The sequence below is a fragment of the Jeotgalibaca sp. A127 genome, from assembly GCF_052266745.1.
Taxonomy (GTDB): Bacteria; Bacillota; Bacilli; order Lactobacillales; family Aerococcaceae; genus Jeotgalibaca.
This window is the reverse complement of the sequence record NZ_JBQPRC010000011.1, coordinates 25,014-44,128: the sequence shown is the minus strand read 5'-3', so window position 1 is coordinate 44,128 and position 19,115 is coordinate 25,014. Positions and strand designations below refer to the sequence as shown.

15 protein-coding genes are annotated in these 19,115 nt (G+C 41.1%); all 15 read right to left on the bottom strand.

Annotated features, from left to right (window positions below):
* Nucleotides 1-60: 60 nt before the first annotated feature.
* The 15 genes from ACTVAI_RS10020 to ACTVAI_RS09950 all read right to left on the bottom strand — a co-directional run bounded on the left by ACTVAI_RS10020 (nt 61) and on the right by ACTVAI_RS09950 (nt 19,108).
* The gene (locus ACTVAI_RS10020) at nt 61-1,191 is read right to left on the bottom strand and encodes a CamS family sex pheromone protein (protein ID WP_443486563.1); all 1,131 of its coding nucleotides are present in this window, start codon (nt 1,189-1,191) and stop codon (nt 61-63) included.
* Nucleotides 1,184-3,220 carry an NAD-dependent DNA ligase LigA gene (gene ligA / locus ACTVAI_RS10015; protein ID WP_443486562.1) on the bottom strand — a complete coding sequence of 679 codons (2,037 nt, stop codon included), beginning with the start codon at nt 3,218-3,220 and terminating at the stop codon, nt 1,184-1,186. The genes ACTVAI_RS10020 and ligA overlap by 8 nt, the downstream gene beginning before the upstream one ends.
* 15 nt (nt 3,221-3,235) lie before the next feature.
* Nucleotides 3,236-5,512, bottom strand: a complete 2,277-nt coding sequence (gene pcrA, locus ACTVAI_RS10010) for a DNA helicase PcrA (protein WP_443486561.1) — start codon at nt 5,510-5,512, stop codon at nt 3,236-3,238.
* 255 nt (nt 5,513-5,767) lie between these two features.
* Nucleotides 5,768-6,799 carry an ATP-grasp domain-containing protein gene (locus ACTVAI_RS10005; protein ID WP_443486560.1) on the bottom strand — a complete coding sequence of 344 codons (1,032 nt, stop codon included), beginning with the start codon at nt 6,797-6,799 and terminating at the stop codon, nt 5,768-5,770.
* A 30-nt stretch (nt 6,800-6,829) separates the two neighbouring features.
* Nucleotides 6,830-7,465 (bottom strand): glycoside hydrolase family 73 protein, encoded by a 636-nt coding sequence (locus ACTVAI_RS10000; protein WP_443486559.1) that lies wholly within the window; start codon nt 7,463-7,465, stop codon nt 6,830-6,832.
* 22 nt (nt 7,466-7,487) lie between these two features.
* Nucleotides 7,488-8,366: a M15 family metallopeptidase gene (locus tag ACTVAI_RS09995; RefSeq protein ID WP_443486558.1), complete on the bottom strand. Its 879-nt coding sequence runs from the start codon at nt 8,364-8,366 to the stop codon at nt 7,488-7,490.
* A gap of 82 nt (nt 8,367-8,448) precedes the next feature.
* Complete coding sequence (locus ACTVAI_RS09990) at nt 8,449-8,982, bottom strand: hypothetical protein (protein WP_443473423.1); 534 nt, start codon at nt 8,980-8,982, stop codon at nt 8,449-8,451.
* 153 nt (nt 8,983-9,135) lie between these two features.
* Nucleotides 9,136-9,687, bottom strand: a complete 552-nt coding sequence (locus tag ACTVAI_RS09985) for a hypothetical protein (RefSeq protein ID WP_443473424.1) — start codon at nt 9,685-9,687, stop codon at nt 9,136-9,138.
* Between the two features lie 146 nt (nt 9,688-9,833).
* Nucleotides 9,834-10,487, bottom strand: coding sequence for a CBS and ACT domain-containing protein (locus tag ACTVAI_RS09980; RefSeq protein ID WP_443473425.1), 654 nt, complete (start codon nt 10,485-10,487; stop codon nt 9,834-9,836).
* Between the two features lie 3 nt (nt 10,488-10,490).
* Nucleotides 10,491-11,195 carry an ABC transporter ATP-binding protein gene (locus ACTVAI_RS09975; RefSeq protein ID WP_443473426.1) on the bottom strand — a complete coding sequence of 235 codons (705 nt, stop codon included), beginning with the start codon at nt 11,193-11,195 and terminating at the stop codon, nt 10,491-10,493.
* 2 nt (nt 11,196-11,197) lie between these two features.
* Nucleotides 11,198-11,971 (bottom strand): ABC transporter ATP-binding protein, encoded by a 774-nt coding sequence (locus ACTVAI_RS09970; protein WP_443473427.1) that lies wholly within the window; start codon nt 11,969-11,971, stop codon nt 11,198-11,200.
* Nucleotides 11,968-12,936, bottom strand: a complete 969-nt coding sequence (locus ACTVAI_RS09965) for a branched-chain amino acid ABC transporter permease (RefSeq protein WP_443486557.1) — start codon at nt 12,934-12,936, stop codon at nt 11,968-11,970. The genes ACTVAI_RS09970 and ACTVAI_RS09965 overlap by 4 nt, the downstream gene beginning before the upstream one ends.
* Before the next feature lie 9 nt (nt 12,937-12,945).
* A complete protein-coding gene (locus ACTVAI_RS09960) occupies nt 12,946-13,824 on the bottom strand; it encodes a branched-chain amino acid ABC transporter permease (RefSeq protein WP_443473428.1) in 879 nt (292 codons plus the stop codon).
* A 68-nt stretch (nt 13,825-13,892) separates the two neighbouring features.
* On the bottom strand, nt 13,893-15,068 hold the full coding sequence (locus ACTVAI_RS09955) for an ABC transporter substrate-binding protein (RefSeq protein WP_443473429.1): 1,176 nt from the start codon (nt 15,066-15,068) through the stop codon (nt 13,893-13,895).
* Nucleotides 15,069-15,334: 266 nt separating this feature from the next.
* Nucleotides 15,335-19,108 carry an FtsX-like permease family protein gene (locus tag ACTVAI_RS09950; protein ID WP_443486556.1) on the bottom strand — a complete coding sequence of 1,258 codons (3,774 nt, stop codon included), beginning with the start codon at nt 19,106-19,108 and terminating at the stop codon, nt 15,335-15,337.
* Nucleotides 19,109-19,115 lie beyond the last annotated feature (7 nt).

Below are 19,115 nucleotides of genomic sequence, written 5' to 3'. Positions count from 1 at the left end.
CCATTTTCTCGTCTATCAATTTTAGCATATTTAACGCGTTTCGAACACGTTCTTTAATGATTAATCAAAGATATGATAGGTAAAGTTCTGAGAACCGTTATCTCTGGCTACAAAGGATTCAATCCCATCGATTGATTCCACCTTTATTTCTATTTGCGCATCTTGTGGCAAGTATTGGCTTGCAGCATCGGTAATATGTTGCGTAAAGGCGATGATTTCCGTTTCACCGTAGAATTGGGTCATGATATTAATTTCCAAACTTTGGAGTTGGCTATTATTATAACGACCTATACCGGTCACCCCACTTAAATTAGGGAAGAAACTTTGGATTTCATTTTTGAAGTTCGCAAAGTGAGAAGCGTCTTCTGATTCCTCGTTAGAAGGAAACAGAATTTTCTCTTCCTTACGCTCCACCCATTCATCCACGCTATTTCCTTCCTGGGACAACCCTTCAAACTTATAGACCCCACCTGCTAAACTATCTTGAGGTGATTGGATAAAAATACCAACTACGATGGGAATCGATTCTAAACCTTCTTCTCCTCGCAATCGTCTTACAATCTGGTTCCCGTACTTTTTAGCATTTTCTTCAATTTTAGCGATATCAAGTTCTTGTTCATGTGTATAAATACGATCTTTTTCATCTTTTGTCGTATAGTAATCGATTTTGTTCATCGCCAAGCCAATTGCAATACCGCCTAATTCAAAACCTTTTTCAGTCTGAACCAGATAATCCTGTTCAACGATTTGTGATAAATATTTAGGAACTCGTGTTTTAGGATCATCAGAATCATTTCCGGTTGGATTCAAACCATCTGGGTTGTCTTCTGTTTTCCGACCTAACCAACTTTGTGCTACTTCTTCAGTAATAACTTGGCCTTCCTGGAAATAATACGTGTCCGTTGAGAACACACTGCGTGCGACATCCAGCAAGCCGGATTCAAAGTCTTTCATGTTTACAGTGGAATTCAACTCCAGACTCACCCCGCGGTTTTGACTGGACTTATAAGTTCCATCCACAATCAGCGCACGATAATAAGCATTAGAGAGCTGATTGGTTGTCGTTTCAACTGGCACCAGATTGTTGTTTGTCTGCGGTGTTTGTTCACTTGATTTTTCCAAATCTGTACAGGCCGCTAACAAGCCCAGGCTCGCCAGCAACACACCCATTTTCCATCTCGGTTTATTCATTTTCATTCGTTCCACTACTTTCTAAGTGACGCACCATTTCGGCTTCTGTCCAAACGGGAATATTCAGTGACTGTGCTTTCGTCAACTTACTGCCGGCATCTTCCCCAGCAATCAACCAGTCTGTGTTTTTCGAAACACTTCCGGTCACCTTTCCACCCAGGCGTTCAATCATTTCTGTTGCTTCCGGACGTGTATAGGTGGTCAATTTACCAGTCAATACGACTGTTTTTCCTTGCCAAATCGAATCATTTTCAATGACAGCGGCTTTCTTTGGTCCTTTGTAAATTAAATTGACGCCATTTTCCCGGAATTCTTCAATCAATACTGCGACTTCAGGCAATGCGAAAAATTGCACGACACTATCGGCAATCGTTTCCCCAAATCCTTCAATGGCATCAATGTCTTCCTTGGAAGCTGCCATCAAGCGCTCAATCGTTTCAAATTCCTCCGCCAGCATTTTGGCTGCTTTGGCACCAACATTACGGATGCCTAATCCAAATATCAAGCGTTCAAGGGAATTTTCTCGACTTTTATCAATGGCACTCAGAATATTATTCGCTGATTTTTCTTTTATTTTGTCGAGTTGCAACAAATCATCCATAGTCAATGTATACAAACCAGCAACGTCTTTTACTAAACCTTTTTCATACATTTGACTCACTACGCGCACACCAAGCCCCGTTATATTCATCGCATTACGGGATACAAAGTGAGACAAGCCTTCTTTCATTTGAGCAGGACACTGTGGGTTCAAACATCGCAAGGCCACCTCGTCTTCCAAATGTGCCAAGTGGCTATCACACGCCGGACAATTAGTCGGGATGGTGTAAGGTTCGCTGTCTTCTGACCGTTTGTCAAGATTGACAGAAATAATTTCTGGAATGATATCTCCGGCTTTGTGAATTAAAACAGTGTCTCCGATGCGGACATCTTTTTCTTTCACCAAATCGACATTATGCAAACTTGCCCGTTGAACAGTTGAACCGGCAATAAAAACAGGATCCATGATAGCCGTTGGAGTGACTACACCGGTACGGCCAACCGTCCATTCAATATCACGAAGGATGGTTTCTTGTTCCTCTGCTGGAAATTTATAAGCAATTGCCCACCGCGGGGCTTTGACAGTGTAGCCAATTTCTTCCTGCGTAGCGAAATCATCCACTTTAATAACAACGCCGTCGATATCATATGGCAACGTGAGACGTTTTTCTCTCATTGCTTCAATAAACGCCCACACTTCTTCAATGGTTTCACATTCTTGTCGCAGCGTGTTTGTTCGTAATCCGATTTCTGAAAGTTTCGTCAACAACTCTGATTGTGTCTTCACAGCCAGTTCATCAAAATTAGTGGCACCATACAAAAAGACATTTAAATTACGACCGGCCGTAATTTTTGAATCGAGTTGGCGAATGGAACCAGCTGCAGCATTACGGGGATTGGCAAAAATTTCCAAGCCTTTTTCATCCCGGTCTTCGTTTAATTTTGCGAAGGCACTTTTTGGCATATAACACTCACCCCGGACCTCAAAGGTTACAGGTTCCCGTAGTCTTAACGGAATCGCTTTGATGGTTCGCAAATTTTGAGTGATTTCCTCACCGATTGTACCATCCCCACGCGTTGCTCCACGCTTGAAGATACCTTTTTCGTATTTTAAGGAGATGGCCAAGCCGTCGATTTTCAGTTCGCAAGTATACGTGAATGGTTTATCGGTCAGTTTGCGAATACGCTGGTCGAAATTTTCTAAATCTTCCAGACTAAATGCGTTTCCCAAACTTAGCATTGGAACGTCATGGGCCACTTTTTCAAACCCAGATAAGAGTTTCCCCCCCACACGTTGCGTTGGCGATTCTGAAACAATTAATTCGGGATAGGCCGTTTCAATGGCAACAAGTTCATGGTAGAGCTGATCATATTCTTGATCAGAAACAGTCGGTGCATCCAGGACATAATACTCGTAGCCAAATCTATTTAATTGGTCCCGAAGGTAACGTGCGCGTTCTTCTGACTCTGCTAAGGTTATTTTAGACATGTTTCCCAGCCCTCTCTATTCTTTTTCAATGGGTGCAAAGGACGCCAATAACCGCTTGATACCGATATCCTTAAAGGCAATGTCCAATTGCAGTCCGTCGCCCTCGCCTGTGGTTTGAACAACGATCCCCGTTCCCCATTTCTTGTGGGTCGCTTTGTCGCCTACTTTCCAGGCCAATTTATCAGCCCCACTGTTTCCAGCTTGAGCAACGGTTTGTGTTGTTTCCGGTGCTGCTTGTGGTTGCGAAAAGGCACGGTCATAACGGTCATTTTTCCACCGTTGGCGGTAAGTGTTGGCAGATGGAACAGATTGTGATTGTACAGTTGTTGCCGCTGATTTACCAGAACCATTTGCGTATTCCAAAACATCAGCATCCATCTCTTCCAGGAAACGAGACGGAGGATTATTCTGAGTACGACCATACAATAAACGACTGTATGCATTGGTAATGAATAGTTCCTGCTCCGCACGCGTAATCCCAACATAAGCTAAGCGACGTTCTTCTTCCATCTCCGATTCTTCCATCAAGGAACGGTAAGATGGGAAAACTCCTTCTTCCACGCCGATAATGAAGACGACTGGGAATTCAAGTCCTTTAGCCGCATGCATCGTCATCAATGTCACTTCGGCTTGTGGTTCTTCTTCAACCTGGTCCAAGTCGGAAACCAAGGCCAAATCAGTCAGGAAGCTTATTAAATCGCTCTCGCCTCCTGATTGCTTGTCAAATTCTTGCGTTACCGAGAGGAATTCATTGATGTTATCGATACGCGTTTCTGCCTCTAGCGTATTTTCTTGTTTCAAACTTTCAAGGTAACCGGTCTGTTTCAACATTTCTTCTACTATTTCTGTAACAGAGAGGAATTCAACCATCTTCTGCAAATCGGTCATCATTTTAGCGAATTTACCCGTTTCAGTCGCAGCTTTGCCTGTTAAAGGTGATAAGCTAACATTTTTGGCTGCATCCAGATAGGAATAATCATAAATATCTGCGAAATCATACAGTTTTTGCAAACTGACGCCTCCGATTCCACGTTTTGGAACATTGATGATTCGGTTAAAACTTAAATCATCAGCCGGGTTGGAAATCAGGCGCAAATAGGCCATGACGTCTTTAATCTCTTTACGATCGTAGAACTTACGGCCCCCAACCATTTTGTAACGGATATTTGATTTAACCAATGTATCTTCAATGACCCGTGACTGGGCATTCGTCCGGTATAAAATAGCGAAATCACCATATTTCCGTCCTTTATCACGAACTTGTTGCTGCATGGTACCGACAATGTAACGGGCCTCATCATGTTCAGATTGGGCGCGGTAATACGTGATTTTCTCACCTTCCACATTTTCAGTCCATAACTTTTTATCTTTACGATTATTGTTATTTTTAATGACTCCGTTTGCCGCTTTCAGAATCGTCTTAGTAGAACGATAATTTTGTTCCAAAAGGACAACTTGGGCTTTGGGATAATCTTTTTCAAAATTCATGATATTGGACATATCCGCGCCCCGCCAGCCATAAATGCTTTGATCCGCATCTCCTACCACACAGATGTTTTGGAATTTCTGGGCCAGTAATTGGACCAATTTGTATTGTGCGTAGTTTGTATCCTGATATTCATCCACATGGATGTAATGGAATTTATTTTGGTAGTACGCCAATGTGTCGGGGTAATCTTCAAATAATTGAACGGTCAACATAATTAAGTCATCAAAGTCCATCGATTGCGCATTTTTTAAATGACGTTGGTAGGCCTCATAACACTCAGCCACGATATTATCGAAATAATTTCCCGTCATGTTGGCATATTCTTTAGGTGTCAACAATTCATTTTTTGCACCAGAGATTTTGCCAAGAATCGCACGCGGTTCGAATTTTTTTGAATCCAGATTTTTGTCCTTGACGATGCGTTTCATCAACGTTTCTGTTTCACTTTGATCGCAAATCGTGAAATTACGGGAATAACCAATCTGTTCAGCTTCCCGACGTAAAATACGCACACACATCGCGTGGAAAGTGGATACCCACATGTCATTCCCAGCTGTTCCAACAAGACGGGTAACCCGCTCTTTCATTTCTTTAGCAGCTTTATTTGTAAAGGTGATGGCTAAAATGTTCCAGGGATTTACGAGTTTTTCTTGCAGTAAATAAGCCATCCGGTGTGTGAGGACGCGTGTCTTCCCACTTCCGGCTCCGGCCATAATCAATAATGGCCCTTCAGTAGCCAGAACAGCTTCTTTTTGTTTAGGGTTCATACCTTTAAGTAATTTATGTTCTTGCACATCTGCCATCCTTCCTTATTCTCTCCATAAGCATCATGCTCTAGTCTATCATTTTACAGCTTCATCATCAATGAAACGTATTGAAAATCTTTGGATTTTAAAGGGTTTTTAAGCTTATTCATGAATAAAAAAATACCCCCTGCCGAAATTGGCAGAGAGTATTTAATAATGGTTATTGTGGGAAACCATTGAAGGGTTTGGGTACCTATAATATAACCCGTACATATTGATTCCGCGTAAAAAGCATGTAAAATTTTTGTAAATTTACTCCGCTTGAAAAGATGCTATCATCGTTTCCCATGTTTCATTCATTGCAGTGATTAACCAGCCTGAATCTATGGTTCGTAAATACCATTCACCTTGTACCATGATTTGATTAAACATCAAATCCTTAGCATGCGGTTTAACTAAATAAGAAACAACGGGTTGGATGAGCTTTACTGGTGGAATTGGCAATCCGCAAATGGCGCGAATAAACAGTTCGTATTGATTAATATTCGTCCCATCCAGAGTATAATCCAGTATTTTTTGAACCCCAGTCGTTACTCGTTTTACATAAATCGTACCGACAGCAGTTACCAAAAATTCAGTGGTGATAATTCCACAAAGAGCCATTGCCTCAGTTATGCTTTTACCAATCGCTACAAGTGCTTGACTCATCTCTGGTTCAATTTGAGCAGGGGCAATAATTCCTTGCAGATGATGTTTTTGATAAATTGTTTCAACAACCGGAAAAGCTTCGAGTTGCCCATTTTTGCCGCTGACGAAGGAGACCGCCAGTTCTTGGTCATAGGGAACCCAAGCATCCAGGATACACGTGCCGGTGCGTAATAATGGCTCCGTTTTCCCAAAATCTTCCTCGCTATAAAGCATCACGTTACTGGGCTGATTCTTTTCTACCCGGATTGGTTTTAAAACACAAGGAAAACCAATGCTTCCGATGACGTCTTTTAAATCTTCGACAGACGTAATGGTGGCGTAAGGAACGACATTAATATTCAATGATTCCAAAAACACTTTTTCAATCAAACGGTCTTGCGTAACGGAAATCGCTTCAGATAGTTGGGGGATTTCTATATACTTTTGCAGAGCCTCAAGCTCATCAGTCTCGACCGTTTCGGATTCAAAGACCAAGAGATTCGCTTTGTTTGCAAAATCCAATAGGTCCGCATCTTTTTCATTTGAAAAAAGTGCAGTAAGGTAGCCGCGTTCTTCCGCTGCTACTTGAAGACGTTCTGTCATCTTCCCTTTGCCTATGATGCCTATCGTTTGTCCAGGTAGATTAATTGTTACCATTGCCTTACCACCTTATTTTACCGTTCCGGGTTATCTTGGAACATCATATTTATAGAGTTCATAACGTTCAATAATTTCAACCAGTTTTTGCGGATAATCAGGGTCCGTTGCATAGCCCGACTGTTGTAACGCTTGGGAAGCTTCTTGATAAGTCTGGGCTTCAATAACTGGATGATACAACTCAGGATTCCAGTCGGTTCCCTCTACCATCAACTTTGCATGATCTTCGATGGATTCCGTCACATCAGAGTATACCTTAAAATAATCAGAAATAATGACCCACTCACCATCTGTAAACTCACTCGTTTCCATTAATATGGCATTATTTATATCACTGGTTTTTCTGCCGTAAAGATTGTTGTATTTCGCTGCCAGTTCACTTTCGCCCCAATCCGATTCTAAAATTGCTTGGGCAATACTGACACTGGGCCTGATACCGTAAATTTCATACATCGTTTGCGATACCGGCAAAATCAGTTGGATGAATGCTTGTTCCTTCTCGAGTGTCAAGGCTTCTGAATGCGCCCCGTTTGAAGAAGAGTAGCTCTCATTAATTGAATATCCCGCCATAAAAATCACGGTACAGGCAAATAAGAAACCAATTACCTTTTGTTTTATTTGTCGTACTCTTCGTTTTGACTGTTTATTCCATTTCATTATCGCCATTCTCTGCTCCCCCAACAATGAGCTATTCTGATAGTTCGCTTATTTGCTGACGAATCGCTTCGTTATTATTCAAAATTGCAATATATTCTTCCAGTGCTAAATCGTTCTCCGTTATATATTGCGCATTTTCTTGCCCGACATAACGAAAATGCCAAGATTCATAATTCACATCAATAATGCCTTCTTTACCTCGTGGATACCGTAAAATAAAACCATAATCAGATGCATTTTGGTGTAGCCATTGTCCTTCCGGTGTATCTTCAAACTCGGTAATGAGTCCGTTCTCCAGATGGTGGATACTTGGCTCTGTAATATCAAGAGCCAATCCCGTCATATGCTCACTTGTTCCAGGAACAGCAATAAAATCTTCAGTCATTGCCTGCGCATCTGCTTCAGAATAGCCATTATTAATATGGCCATTGTAAACATTATGGTATATTTGTTCTTGGTATGCATAAGAGCGATAACCTGATTCAAAAATAAACTGTAGGCCTTGTGCCTCGCCATCTGCAATCATTCGTTCGAAATCTTCGGCCACACGCGCATCCATCACTTCACCACTCGAAGCGGTATAAGGTTCGAAATCAAGATCTTCCGTTAGTTGATTGGCTTGATTGACTAAAATCAAATTCCAATCCGAAGAATGGACATCCGGTGTTTTAACTAATTTGCTTTCCAAAGCTTCTATTTCACTTGCCTTGGGGTTTTCAGAAGATTCGGTTACTTGTGAACCCGGTAATGATTCAGAATGTGACTCCAATTGGCTGATAATTTCGGACGAAGATTCTTGCTTGTCAGGTGTGTTTGACACCAGACCACAAGCACTCAAACTAAAGATAGTAAAACCTGAAAGAGCCAACGTTGCAAGTATTTTTTTATTTTTCGAATTATTGTTCATCATTATAAAAGAGACCTTTCTTGGACAGAATTTTCATTCCCTATCTTATCACAAAACATAGTCACTCATTTAGTATTTATTTTTTTTACTTCATTGCTTCGATACTGTCTGGGTCGTTCTCTGCCATCCATTCCAACAAATCCACTTTTTGTGATTCGATTTGGTAACGGATAACACTTGGTAAACGTAAATCCAGAATATCCTTGTAACTCCAAAAATCATAACTTGCTTCTAGACGTAAAGTCGTGGTTGCCGGTTTACGGTGACCTTCATCATGCTCATGATTTTCACTACTTTTCCAAGTAATGGTTGCCAAGCCAGTTTGAAGCCATTTTTTAGCCACTTGATATTTCAAAAATTGATACTCACGGACAGGATTCTCAGAAACCTCCGGCAAAATATCTGCATTGCGGGAGACTTTTTGTACGAGCATCCACTCGTAGTCTGTAAACAGACGCGAAACAATATTCATATTGTCCGGCCTCAAACCGTGCTCACCTTTTTTCCATCGATCCCAACTTTGAGAAGAAATACCTAATTGACCAGAATAAAATGCTTTTTCGCTCACATACTGTTCTTTAATTGCGTGTAAAACAATTGCTGTTAGTGCTTGATTCATGAGAAAGCCTCCTTTAGTCTAAGATAGTTCTATTATACACTTAATACGTGTAACACAACACTATAATATAGCTTTATACAAAAAAAAGTAAAGGGTTTTCTATGACTAAAAAAAGGGGCAAAAAAAGCTTGGTGCACCCATGCACCAAGCTTCTTATATTGTTGCTAACCATATTCCTTTAGTCATTTGGATGTATTCATAAACAGTACCCTCAAAGATAAGCTCTAATGGCAAGGCGTCTATCAAATCATAAGGCGCGATAAAGGACAAAGGCTTTGAAGGAAAAAATACGCCCCCTTCAGTCAAGGTAGTGGCAACGAATTCTGAACAGAAATAATGGTATTCCCTTTGCCATTCAATTTCCAAATTTGCTGCAACCAAGCCTAAAAAGTTATATTTCATTTCATTCTCTTGTTGTTTTGTCTTTTCGATAAACCGGATCATTTTATTTTTTTGTTCATCAGTCACGATCAATGAATAAAGCGCACAATCGCTGGACATGAAAAAGTCAGAATGGACATCCTCCTGTACAAATCCTCCGTTAAGAGGATTCCATGGCTGCTTCCGCCCAAAACTGTAGGTCTGATCTAGCTCTAAATCAAACGCTAAAGAACAATGGTTGTATTTTTGTTTAGTGAATTGTTTAATCGTCTGCGACAACAGGCTCCCCGTGTCCGTCAAAAGTAAATAGATCTTTGTTTCCATCGTACCCACATCTCATTTCCCAGTTCATAGAGTAAGCTTCTAGTTTACCTTATCACAAGGAAATAGCCAATCCTTCTTTCGAGAGAATAGACGAATACTTTGATTATGTATACAAAAAAACCAAGCAGGCGCCTGGCTTCTTTGCACTATTTGACTTGATTATCTTTATACATAATGGAACCCACTTCAAACCCTTGCGCTTCTAAATGGGATTTAATACCATCAACATCCGTACTATCAACTTGGATAACCACTTGTATGCGATCTTTGCGATAGACCGCAATTTGCTGGATATTAATTTCTGCTTCCGCAAAGAAGTCTGTGACTTCCTCCAAAACACCTTTACGGTCTTCGGGAATATTGATGACTACACGAACGCCAGGTGTATAGAAGCCAAGAACATCAACAAAAGCATCCAAAATATCTTTTTCGGTAATAATGCCGACCAAGTTATTTTCTCCTTCAACAACCGGCAAAACACTAATCGCATTTTTCCGCATGCTAACGGCCGCTTCTTCCAACAAAGCATCTTTATGTATCGTAATTACGTTCTTTTCCATGATATCCTTGGCGCTCGTTCTATTCAACAAATACGTTACTTCACGCATATCCAAACTTGTCATGGTTGATGGTGTATTACGGCTAACGATTCCCTCAGTGACCAAACCGATCAAGCGATTCCCTTCAACAACAGGCAGACGGTGAATGTTGTGCTTTTTCATTAAATCAAGTGCATCCAAAATTTTTGTACCTGGATCAATCGTTATTAAATCTTTTGACATATAGCTATTTACATCCATGCATTACCCTCCTAGATAGGCTTTTTGAACTGCATCACTTTGCAATAACTTCTCACCTGTATCGGTTAGGACAACTTTACCCGTTTCCAAAACATAGCCGCGATCAGAAATTTGCAAAGCAACTTTAGCATTTTGTTCAATCAACAAAATAGTCGTTCCTTGTTTTTGAATATCTTGAATAATACGGAAAATCTCTTTAATAAAGATTGGGGCCAATCCCATTGAAGGCTCATCCAGTAACAACAATTTCGGTTTGGACATCAATGCCCGCCCCATTGCCAACATTTGTTGTTCACCACCAGAAAGAGTGGCCGCGTCTTGATTTTTACGTTCTGCCAAAATGGGGAATCGTTCAAAAACATGTTCCAGATCCGCGTTGATATTTGCTTTGTCTTTCCGCGTAAAACTACCCAGATCCAAGTTTTCTTGAACCGTTAGGCCCTTGAAAACATGACGTCCTTCCGGAACCTGAATCAATCCTTTTTCAACGATTTTCCGTGGTGCATCCTTAGCAATGTCGGTTCCCAGATATTCGATCTGACCGGAAGCCGGACGTACAAGTCCGGAAATAGTTCGCAAGATTGTTGTTTTCCCAGCGCCATTGGCACCGATGAGTGAAACAATTTCTCCTTCATTAACCTCGAAAGAGATATCTTTCACGGCTTGAATCATGCCATAATTGACAGATAGATTTTTAACTTTCAGCATGATTACTCGCCTCCCAAGTATGCTTTAATAACAGCTGGATTTTTTTGGATTTCTTCAGGTGTACCTTCCGCAATTAAACGGCCGTACTCCAAACAATAGATACGTTCGCAAACATTCATAACCAATGACATATCGTGTTCGATTAAAACGACAGTGATTTTGAATTGCTGTTGAATCTGTTTAATTAGTCCTGTTAACTCTGCTGTTTCCTGTGGATTCATTCCCGCAGCCGGTTCATCTAAAAACAGGATTTTCGGTTGTGTTGCCAAGGCCCGTACTATTTCCAAACGACGTTGTTCACCGTAAGGCAGATTACGTGCCAATGTTTCCAATTTATTTTCAAGATTAAAAATTTTAAGAAGTTCTACTGCCTCTTCACGTAATTTGCGATCATTATCATAATATTTGGGAGTACGGAAGATACTGTGCAGCGTTCCGATACCACTTTTACTATGCAAAGCAATCATAACATTTTCGATAACCGTCAAATCTTTAAACAAACGAATATTCTGGAAAGTCCGTGCTAATCCTAAGTCTGTTATGACATAAGGTTTTTTTCCATTTAATTTGGTTTTTACTCCATCTGTTTCCAGGAGAATATCCCCTTCAGATGGAACATAAACACCCGTTAAAAGGTTGAAAAACGTTGTTTTACCAGCACCATTCGGTCCAATCAAACCAACTAATTCATTACTTTCAAGGTGGAAATTGACGTTAGAAAGAGCCGCAAGACCACCAAAGTTTTTAGTTAAATCTGTCACTTCCAATAAACTCATTTCTCCACCCCTTTCTTACGATCCAAAATTCCTGAAATTGTAAACTCTTTGTTTCCAAGCAATCCACCTGGGCGGAATACCATGATAGCGATTAAGGCAATCGCATAAAATACCATCCGCAGTTGTCCTGCCGATTGTAATACGGTATTAAGTAAACCTAAAACAACTGCAGCAACGACCGTTCCAGTCACACTACCAATTCCACCAAATACAACGATAATCAAAATATCGATGGATTTTTGGAATGTAAAGTCTGCTGGGTTGATAACACTAAAGAACGTTGCGTACAAGTTTCCCGCGATGCTGGCAGTCATTGCTCCCAACATAAACGCAATCACTTTATAAAGAGTTGTATTGATTCCCATTGATTCTGCCGCGATTTCATCTTCTCGAATAGATATCGTTGCACGACCAGGGCTACTCTTGATGTAGTTCACAATGACAATGGTTGTCACAACAACAAAGGCAAAAGTCACCATAATGAAGCTTAAATTGGATTCGAACGGGAAAGAAATACCGCTAATCCCTCTGGCTCCATTGGTTAAATCAGGCATATTAATGATTAATATACGAATGATTTCCGCAACTCCCAGTGTTGCGATTGCCAGGTAATCTCCTTTTAGACGAAGCGTTGGGATCCCAACTATCATCGCAACAAGCATCGCGATAACCATGCCTGCCAATACACCTACGAAAAAGCCAGCCAAGCCATCGATATACTTGCTGACTACAGCACCACTATAAGCACCAATAGCCATAAAACCGGCATGTCCAAGGGAGAACTGCCCTGAAAAACCGATGACAAGGTTTAACCCGATTGCCAAAATAATGTTAATTAAAATAGTCATTAAAGTAATTTGTTGGAAAGTTGAAATCAGGCCGGAACTGACACCAAAAAATAGTGCAATACCACTGACGGCAATCAGCAGGAACCAGCCTAAGTTATATTTATTGAACTGTTTCATCTGCGTCACCTACACTTTCTCTTTTACGTTTTTGCCAAGGATACCGGATGGTTTTACAATCAAGATAATAATCAAGATCAAGTAAACGACCGCATCCTTAAACATTGAACCACCATAAGCACTGACCATTGTTTCGATGATACCAATTAAATAACCACCCAACATGGCACCCGGGATAATACCAATTCCGCCGAAAACTGCAGCTACGAAAGCTTTTAGCCCTGGTGTCACACCCATCAATGGATCAATGGAGTTATAATAAATACCAACCAACACGCCTGCCGCTCCTGCAAGTGCGGAGCCCATTACAAATGTAAAAGAAATAACATTATCAACGTTGATTCCCATTAGTTGAGCCGCATCTTGATCCGTACTAACAGCACGCATCGCTTTACCCATCGTTGTATATTTAACGATAATCTGCAAAGCAATCATCAAAATAATCGTTGTTGCGATGATCACTAATTGTTGTGAATTAATTTGCACCGTGCCCAACCTAAAAATACGTGTTTCCAATGCTGTCGGGAATGCTCGACGTTCTGGTCCCATAAAGTAAATCATTAAATTTTGGAGTAAATAAGAAACCCCAATTGCTGTGATCAAGGCTGCAATCCGTGTTGCTCCACGCAAAGGACGATAGGCAATTTTTTCAATCACTACTCCTAAAATTGCACACAAGATCATCGAAATAACAAGGGCTGGAACTAATCCCAACCCGACATTTTGAATCATGCCGTAGCCGATAAAGGCCCCTACCATATAAATATCACCGTGGGCAAAGTTAATCAATTTGATAATACCGTAAACCATCGTATAACCGAGGGCGATGAGCGCATAAATGCTTCCCAGTGAGATTCCGTTTACCATCTGCTGGATAAAGCTTTCCATATCTTACACCTCTTTGCTTTCTAAAAAGTCTGAAAGGAGGCGAGACAGATGTCTAGCCTCCTACATTATTATTGTGGTGCTACGACTGTATTTCCAGCCTCTTCACCGTCTTGCAATTCGATAACAAAAGTACTCTTAACTGGGTTGTGGTTTTCATCCAATGAGAATGTTCCTGTTACCCCTTCAAAATCAGTAGTTGATGCAATTGCCTCTGTTACAGCTTTTGAATCTGTAGAGCCAGCAGTTTCAACTGCTTGCAGTACAAGGTTGGCCGCGTCATATGCCAATGCTGCGAAGGAATCGGCTTCCACACCAAATTTTTCTTCATAGGCAGCCAAGAAGTCTTTTACTTTTTGGTCTTCACTATTTGGTGTAAAGTGACCTGCGTAAAATACATCGTCTACATTATCAGCGCCAGCCAGTTCAACCAATGTGGAGTTTGCAAAACCATCTGGTCCCAAAATTGGTTGTGTAATACCCATTTCACGTGCTTGTTTAATCAACAAACCAGCTTCTTCATAATAACCTGGGATAAAGATGACATCAAAATCTTTGTCGCGGATATTTGTAAGGATTGCATTAAAGTCTGTATCACCGTCTGAGAAGTTTTCTTCTGCTACAATTTCGCCTGTGAAGACACCCTTGAAGGATTCAGTCAGTCCAACAGCATAGTCTGTTGAATTGTCTTGAAGAATAACAGCTTTTTTAGCCCCTAATTCGTTTTCAGCAAAGTTAGCTAACACTTCTCCTTGGAATGAATCCTGGAAACAAACACGGAAAATATATTCCCATACTGTTTCATCATCCTTCATTGTAACCATGTCACCTGTTGCTGCAGGTAAAACAGCTGGAACACCCGCACGATCAACGACCGGTGTTTGTGCGTTTGCATCTCCTGTTGTTGCAGGTCCAATGATTGCTGTTACTTTGTCTTCTGTAGCTAAACGTGTTGCAACAGATGCAGCTTCTTGAGCAACAGAAGTATTGTCGTAAACTTTGTATGTTACGTCATCGTCCAATACGCCGCCGTCTGCATTTTTTTGTTCAATAGCAAGCTCTACACCATTGCTCATTGGAGTTCCGTAAGCCCCAGCGCCACCTGATAATTCGAAGTTACCACCGATTACTACGCCGGACCCATCTCCGCCTGCTGCGCCATCGGATGATGCGTCTTCCCCAGCACCATTACCACAAGCAGCCAAAAGCAACATAGATGACAATCCCAACCAATACTTCTTCTTCATTAAAAATCCCCTCCGCTTAAATTCATTTATACTATCCAATGCTTCTCTTCATTCACACAGGAGATTTTCTCCTTAAATTTTAATGTTTATAGTATAGAATATTCTGACAATTTAAGCAACCCGTTTTTTGAAAAAAAAAATACGTTTTGATCATCCCTTTTTGTGGTCTCGCTTCCATTGCTGGCAGAGTAGTTATCAGCTTATTTTATTACCAAATAAAAAAACCGGCCTTTCTATTTATGCTCTAGAAATTGCCGGTTTATTCATCATTCAACGCTCTTGAGCGCTTCAATCATATCTACTTGTTTTAATTTTACATGCATGATCATCATGACAATAATTGAAAATACAAGGGTTAAAACTGTTGAATAAAAATAACTGATGGGAGCTATCGTGATGGGAAATAGCATAAAATCAACTTCGACCATTTTGAGAAGGACGGTCGCTAAAATATTCCCCATTCCAAACCCGAGTAAAATACCGATAATCGTTAATATAAACGTTTCACGGTAGACATATAAACTAACTTCCATATCGAAAAATCCCAATACTTTAATGGTAGAAAGTTCCCTGATTCGTTCGGAAACATTGATGTTGGTCAAATTGTACAAAACCACAAATGCCAAGGCCGCTGCGGAAATGATTAATACCAACGTAATAACATCCAAGCTTTCCAATGTGTCCCCGAATGCTTCATGAATGACTGACATATAGGTCACTAACGCGACATTCTCGTTCCCCATTGCATTTTCGGCAAATTCAGCTTCCCATGCTCCACCATTATCAATAACCAGCAAATCACTGTTCGGCACGAATGCTTCTGAAAATACCGATTGATATAAATTACGCGAAAGGTAGAGGTAATGTCCTGTATAATTTTCTGTCACTGAAGCAATTGGAATACGATAGGTCATTTCTTCTTCGTCATGGATGATAATTTCATCACCCGGTTCCACAGCCATCAAGTCAGCCAGTTTTTCAGATATAATCGCCCCTTCATCATTTAAAACATGTGCTTCGTTACTGTTTCGTTCTTTCAAGCGAACGAATTCTCCCAAGGAATCAGTCCCCTCAGGAACAAATACATTCACATCCTGAGTTGTTATCCCCGCTCTTTCCGCTTTATATGTCTCCTGCAATGTGTACAGATGAGAGGCGACTTCAGAAAAATCATTTCTCACTTCCTCATAACTCTGCAAATCAGAACGGGTCCGATCTGGTTTCAATGCGACCACAGCATCATATTTCATAACTTCAGAAAATTGCGTTTCTGCCAGACCGGAAATTGAATTACTGAGAGCAAAACCGGTCAAGATTAATGCCATACATCCGGCTACACCTATTACGGTAATGGAATTGCGGACTTTATAACGCACCAAGTTGCGGATTGTTATTTTGGCATTGAAGTTAAGGCGATTCCAGATAACGGGAATACGTTCAAGCAAGACCCGTTTCCCCTGTTTGGGTGCTTTGGGACGCATGATGGAGGCTGGCGTTTCAATCAACGTGCGATAGCTTGCCAACCCAGCAGGACCCACTGTGCATAAAAGGGCAACAATGACGGCAATCCCTGTATAGGAAGGATATTGGTTTAATTGAATATCCGGCAAATTGTACAGGGAACTGTAAGCATTGTAAATCAGGGTTGGGAACAACCAATAACCGAGTAAAAGTCCCGATACAGTTCCAATTATCCCAGCACTTGCTGCATAAACCAAGAATTTAAGGGATATATCAAAATTGCTGTAACCTAGGCCTTTAAGGGTACCAATTTGCGTGCGTTGCTCATCCACCATCCGAGTCATGGTCGTAAAACTGATCAACGCGGCAATCAGGAAGAAAAAGACCGGGAAAACTTCCGCAATTGAAGAAATACGTTTGGCATTATCACCATATCCCTCATAGCCTGGATTGTTCGTTCGATCTTGGACAAAATAAACCGGTTCATCCAAGGCTTGTAAATCACTACGGGCTTTCAATAATTCTGTTTCAGCTTTTTGGATTTCAGCTTCTGCTGATTCCTTCTCAGCTTCAAACGCTGCCATTCCTTCAGCGTATTCGGCTTCCCTTGCTTCAATCTGTTTTCGGGCATCTCTTAACTGGCTTTCACCTTCCGCCCGTTCCGTTGCCAAGCGATTCTTTCCATTAGAAAGTTCAGCCTGACCAGCATCAAGCTCACGTTTCGCAGCTTCCAGTTCTGCATGAGAGGATGCCAGTGCATTTGCTTGTTCCATAAATTGATTATCAGCCGCATTTATTTCCCCTTGAATCGCTTGCAGTGAAGATTGCACTTCAGCCAAGAGTGTATTTTTGGCGCGTTGCAATTCCTGAGAGCGGATTTCTAATATTTGCACATTATTGGTATAAGAACGTTTCGCAGCTTCCAGTTGCTGACCTTGTTCAATCAATGTCGCTTTAGCCTGTTGAATACGCGTACTCTCTTCAGCCAATTTAGCTTCCTGCTCTTGAATGCCCGTCGCAAGACTTGTCTGGAGTGCTTGTTCTTGTTCAATAACTGCGTTAAATTCAGCAGCCGGGACTTCACCGTTTATATATTGCAAGAACGGTTGATAGACTAACGTCTGATTCCCTTGCCCTTCAACTTCACTGCGCATCCGTTCCTTATCTTCATCAGTCAAATTTTCGTAAGGAATTTGAAGCTGTTGCTGAACATAGTTCAATTGGTTTTGGTGAACAGCAAGGACCTCTTTTTGTGATTGGATGGCTAAACTAGCATTGCTCAGTTGTGTTTCTGCTGTTTGAAGTTCAGCCTCTTCAGCGCGTAGATTTTCTTCTTGCGTCTGAAAAGAGGCAGCAAGACGGTCCAATTGTGCTCGGGCATCATTAACCTGTGTTTCAGCATCCAACAATTGCTGGACTTTGGCTACTAAAGCCTCACCTTCAGGAGTAGGAATTGGATTTTGGACAATCCCTTCTAAGGTAACTGCCGTATCCAGTTGCCTTAATAACGCTTGGCGCTGGATTTCCCAAGCAGCCTTAGCAGCCGCGTATTGATCCGTGCCTGCCTCACATTCTGACAAACCTTGATAATATTGCGTATAACCCGTATCTAAAACAGCTTGTTGACGATTAATTTCTGTCTCAGCCGTGGTCATCTCAGTTTCAAAAGTCGCCAAGTTCGCCTCATACGTTTGCCAAGCCTCATCAAGTTTCGTACGGGCAGAGGACAGTTCATTCTCAGCCTTTTCAATTTCAGCTTTTGCATCGGCGAGGGCTTCTTCCGCCTTAAAAATTTCCTGACGACCTTCAGAACGAATTTCGTTGATTCTTTCCAACGGGCGACCATTTAAAGCCATTTCAACTTCTTCTGTTTTTTTATCTACTATCTTTTGATAATTATCTGTGTAGGCAAGTTGTTCTCCCTCAAAAGTGAGGTAAACCTCGCTAAATAAATTCCCTTGGATATCTTCAGCATGAACCACACCAAAACCATCCAGCGTACCTTTACCTGTTTGTGTATTTCCTCGATTTATTTTTTCAATAAATAGGGGGGAATTAACGAACCCGACGACTTTATACGTTTGATTAGTTAAAGCGGGTGCTTCTTCATCTGGTGTTTCAAAGTTGAAAGTCACACTTTCTCCTATCGAAATGGTCTGTTTAAAATTTTTCATTTCAGCATCCAGTGCAATTTCACCCGTTTTTTCGGGCAGCCGACCAGATACGACGGCATATTCATTTACTCCACTAGCGTCATCATGTCCGTAAAGACGAAGGATATATTCATACCCTTCCATAGTTGCATCAAATGACTGCGCGGGGTGAACTTCAATACCGTCCACCTCTCTCAATGAATCAAGGTCTTCTGTTTCGATACCATACGTGGAAAGAACTTTTAAATCAAAAAGTTTGTTTTCACTATAATAACGTCCTGCGGTATTTAACATATTGGGACCTGTCGCACTGATCCCGCCAAAAAAACCGGTACCTAATATAATAATCGCGAGTAATGCCAAAAAACGCGCTTTATTATTCCAGATGCCCTTCCCTATATCTTTCCAAAGTGCTTGCTTATTCATCCAATCC

Coding starts and splice junctions, on each gene's coding strand:
- ACTVAI_RS10020 (WP_443486563.1), bottom strand. CDS start 1,191: ATGAATAAACCGAGATGGAAAATGGGTGTGTTGCTGGCGAGCCTGGGC.
- ACTVAI_RS09980 (WP_443473425.1), bottom strand. CDS start 10,487: ATGGATGTAAATAGCTATATGTCAAAAGATTTAATAACGATTGATCCA.
- ACTVAI_RS09985 (WP_443473424.1), bottom strand. CDS start 9,687: ATGGAAACAAAGATCTATTTACTTTTGACGGACACGGGGAGCCTGTTG.
- ACTVAI_RS09965 (WP_443486557.1), bottom strand. CDS start 12,936: ATGAAACAGTTCAATAAATATAACTTAGGCTGGTTCCTGCTGATTGCC.
- ACTVAI_RS10005 (WP_443486560.1), bottom strand. CDS start 6,799: ATGGTAACAATTAATCTACCTGGACAAACGATAGGCATCATAGGCAAA.
- ligA (WP_443486562.1), bottom strand. CDS start 3,220: ATGTCTAAAATAACCTTAGCAGAGTCAGAAGAACGCGCACGTTACCTT.
- ACTVAI_RS09975 (WP_443473426.1), bottom strand. CDS start 11,195: ATGCTGAAAGTTAAAAATCTATCTGTCAATTATGGCATGATTCAAGCC.
- ACTVAI_RS10000 (WP_443486559.1), bottom strand. CDS start 7,465: ATGGCGATAATGAAATGGAATAAACAGTCAAAACGAAGAGTACGACAA.
- ACTVAI_RS09960 (WP_443473428.1), bottom strand. CDS start 13,824: ATGGAAAGCTTTATCCAGCAGATGGTAAACGGAATCTCACTGGGAAGC.
- ACTVAI_RS09970 (WP_443473427.1), bottom strand. CDS start 11,971: ATGAGTTTATTGGAAGTGACAGATTTAACTAAAAACTTTGGTGGTCTT.
- ACTVAI_RS09955 (WP_443473429.1), bottom strand. CDS start 15,068: ATGAAGAAGAAGTATTGGTTGGGATTGTCATCTATGTTGCTTTTGGCT.
- pcrA (WP_443486561.1), bottom strand. CDS start 5,512: ATGGCAGATGTGCAAGAACATAAATTACTTAAAGGTATGAACCCTAAA.
- ACTVAI_RS09990 (WP_443473423.1), bottom strand. CDS start 8,982: ATGAATCAAGCACTAACAGCAATTGTTTTACACGCAATTAAAGAACAG.
- ACTVAI_RS09995 (WP_443486558.1), bottom strand. CDS start 8,366: ATGATGAACAATAATTCGAAAAATAAAAAAATACTTGCAACGTTGGCT.
- ACTVAI_RS09950 (WP_443486556.1), bottom strand. CDS start 19,108: ATGAATAAGCAAGCACTTTGGAAAGATATAGGGAAGGGCATCTGGAAT.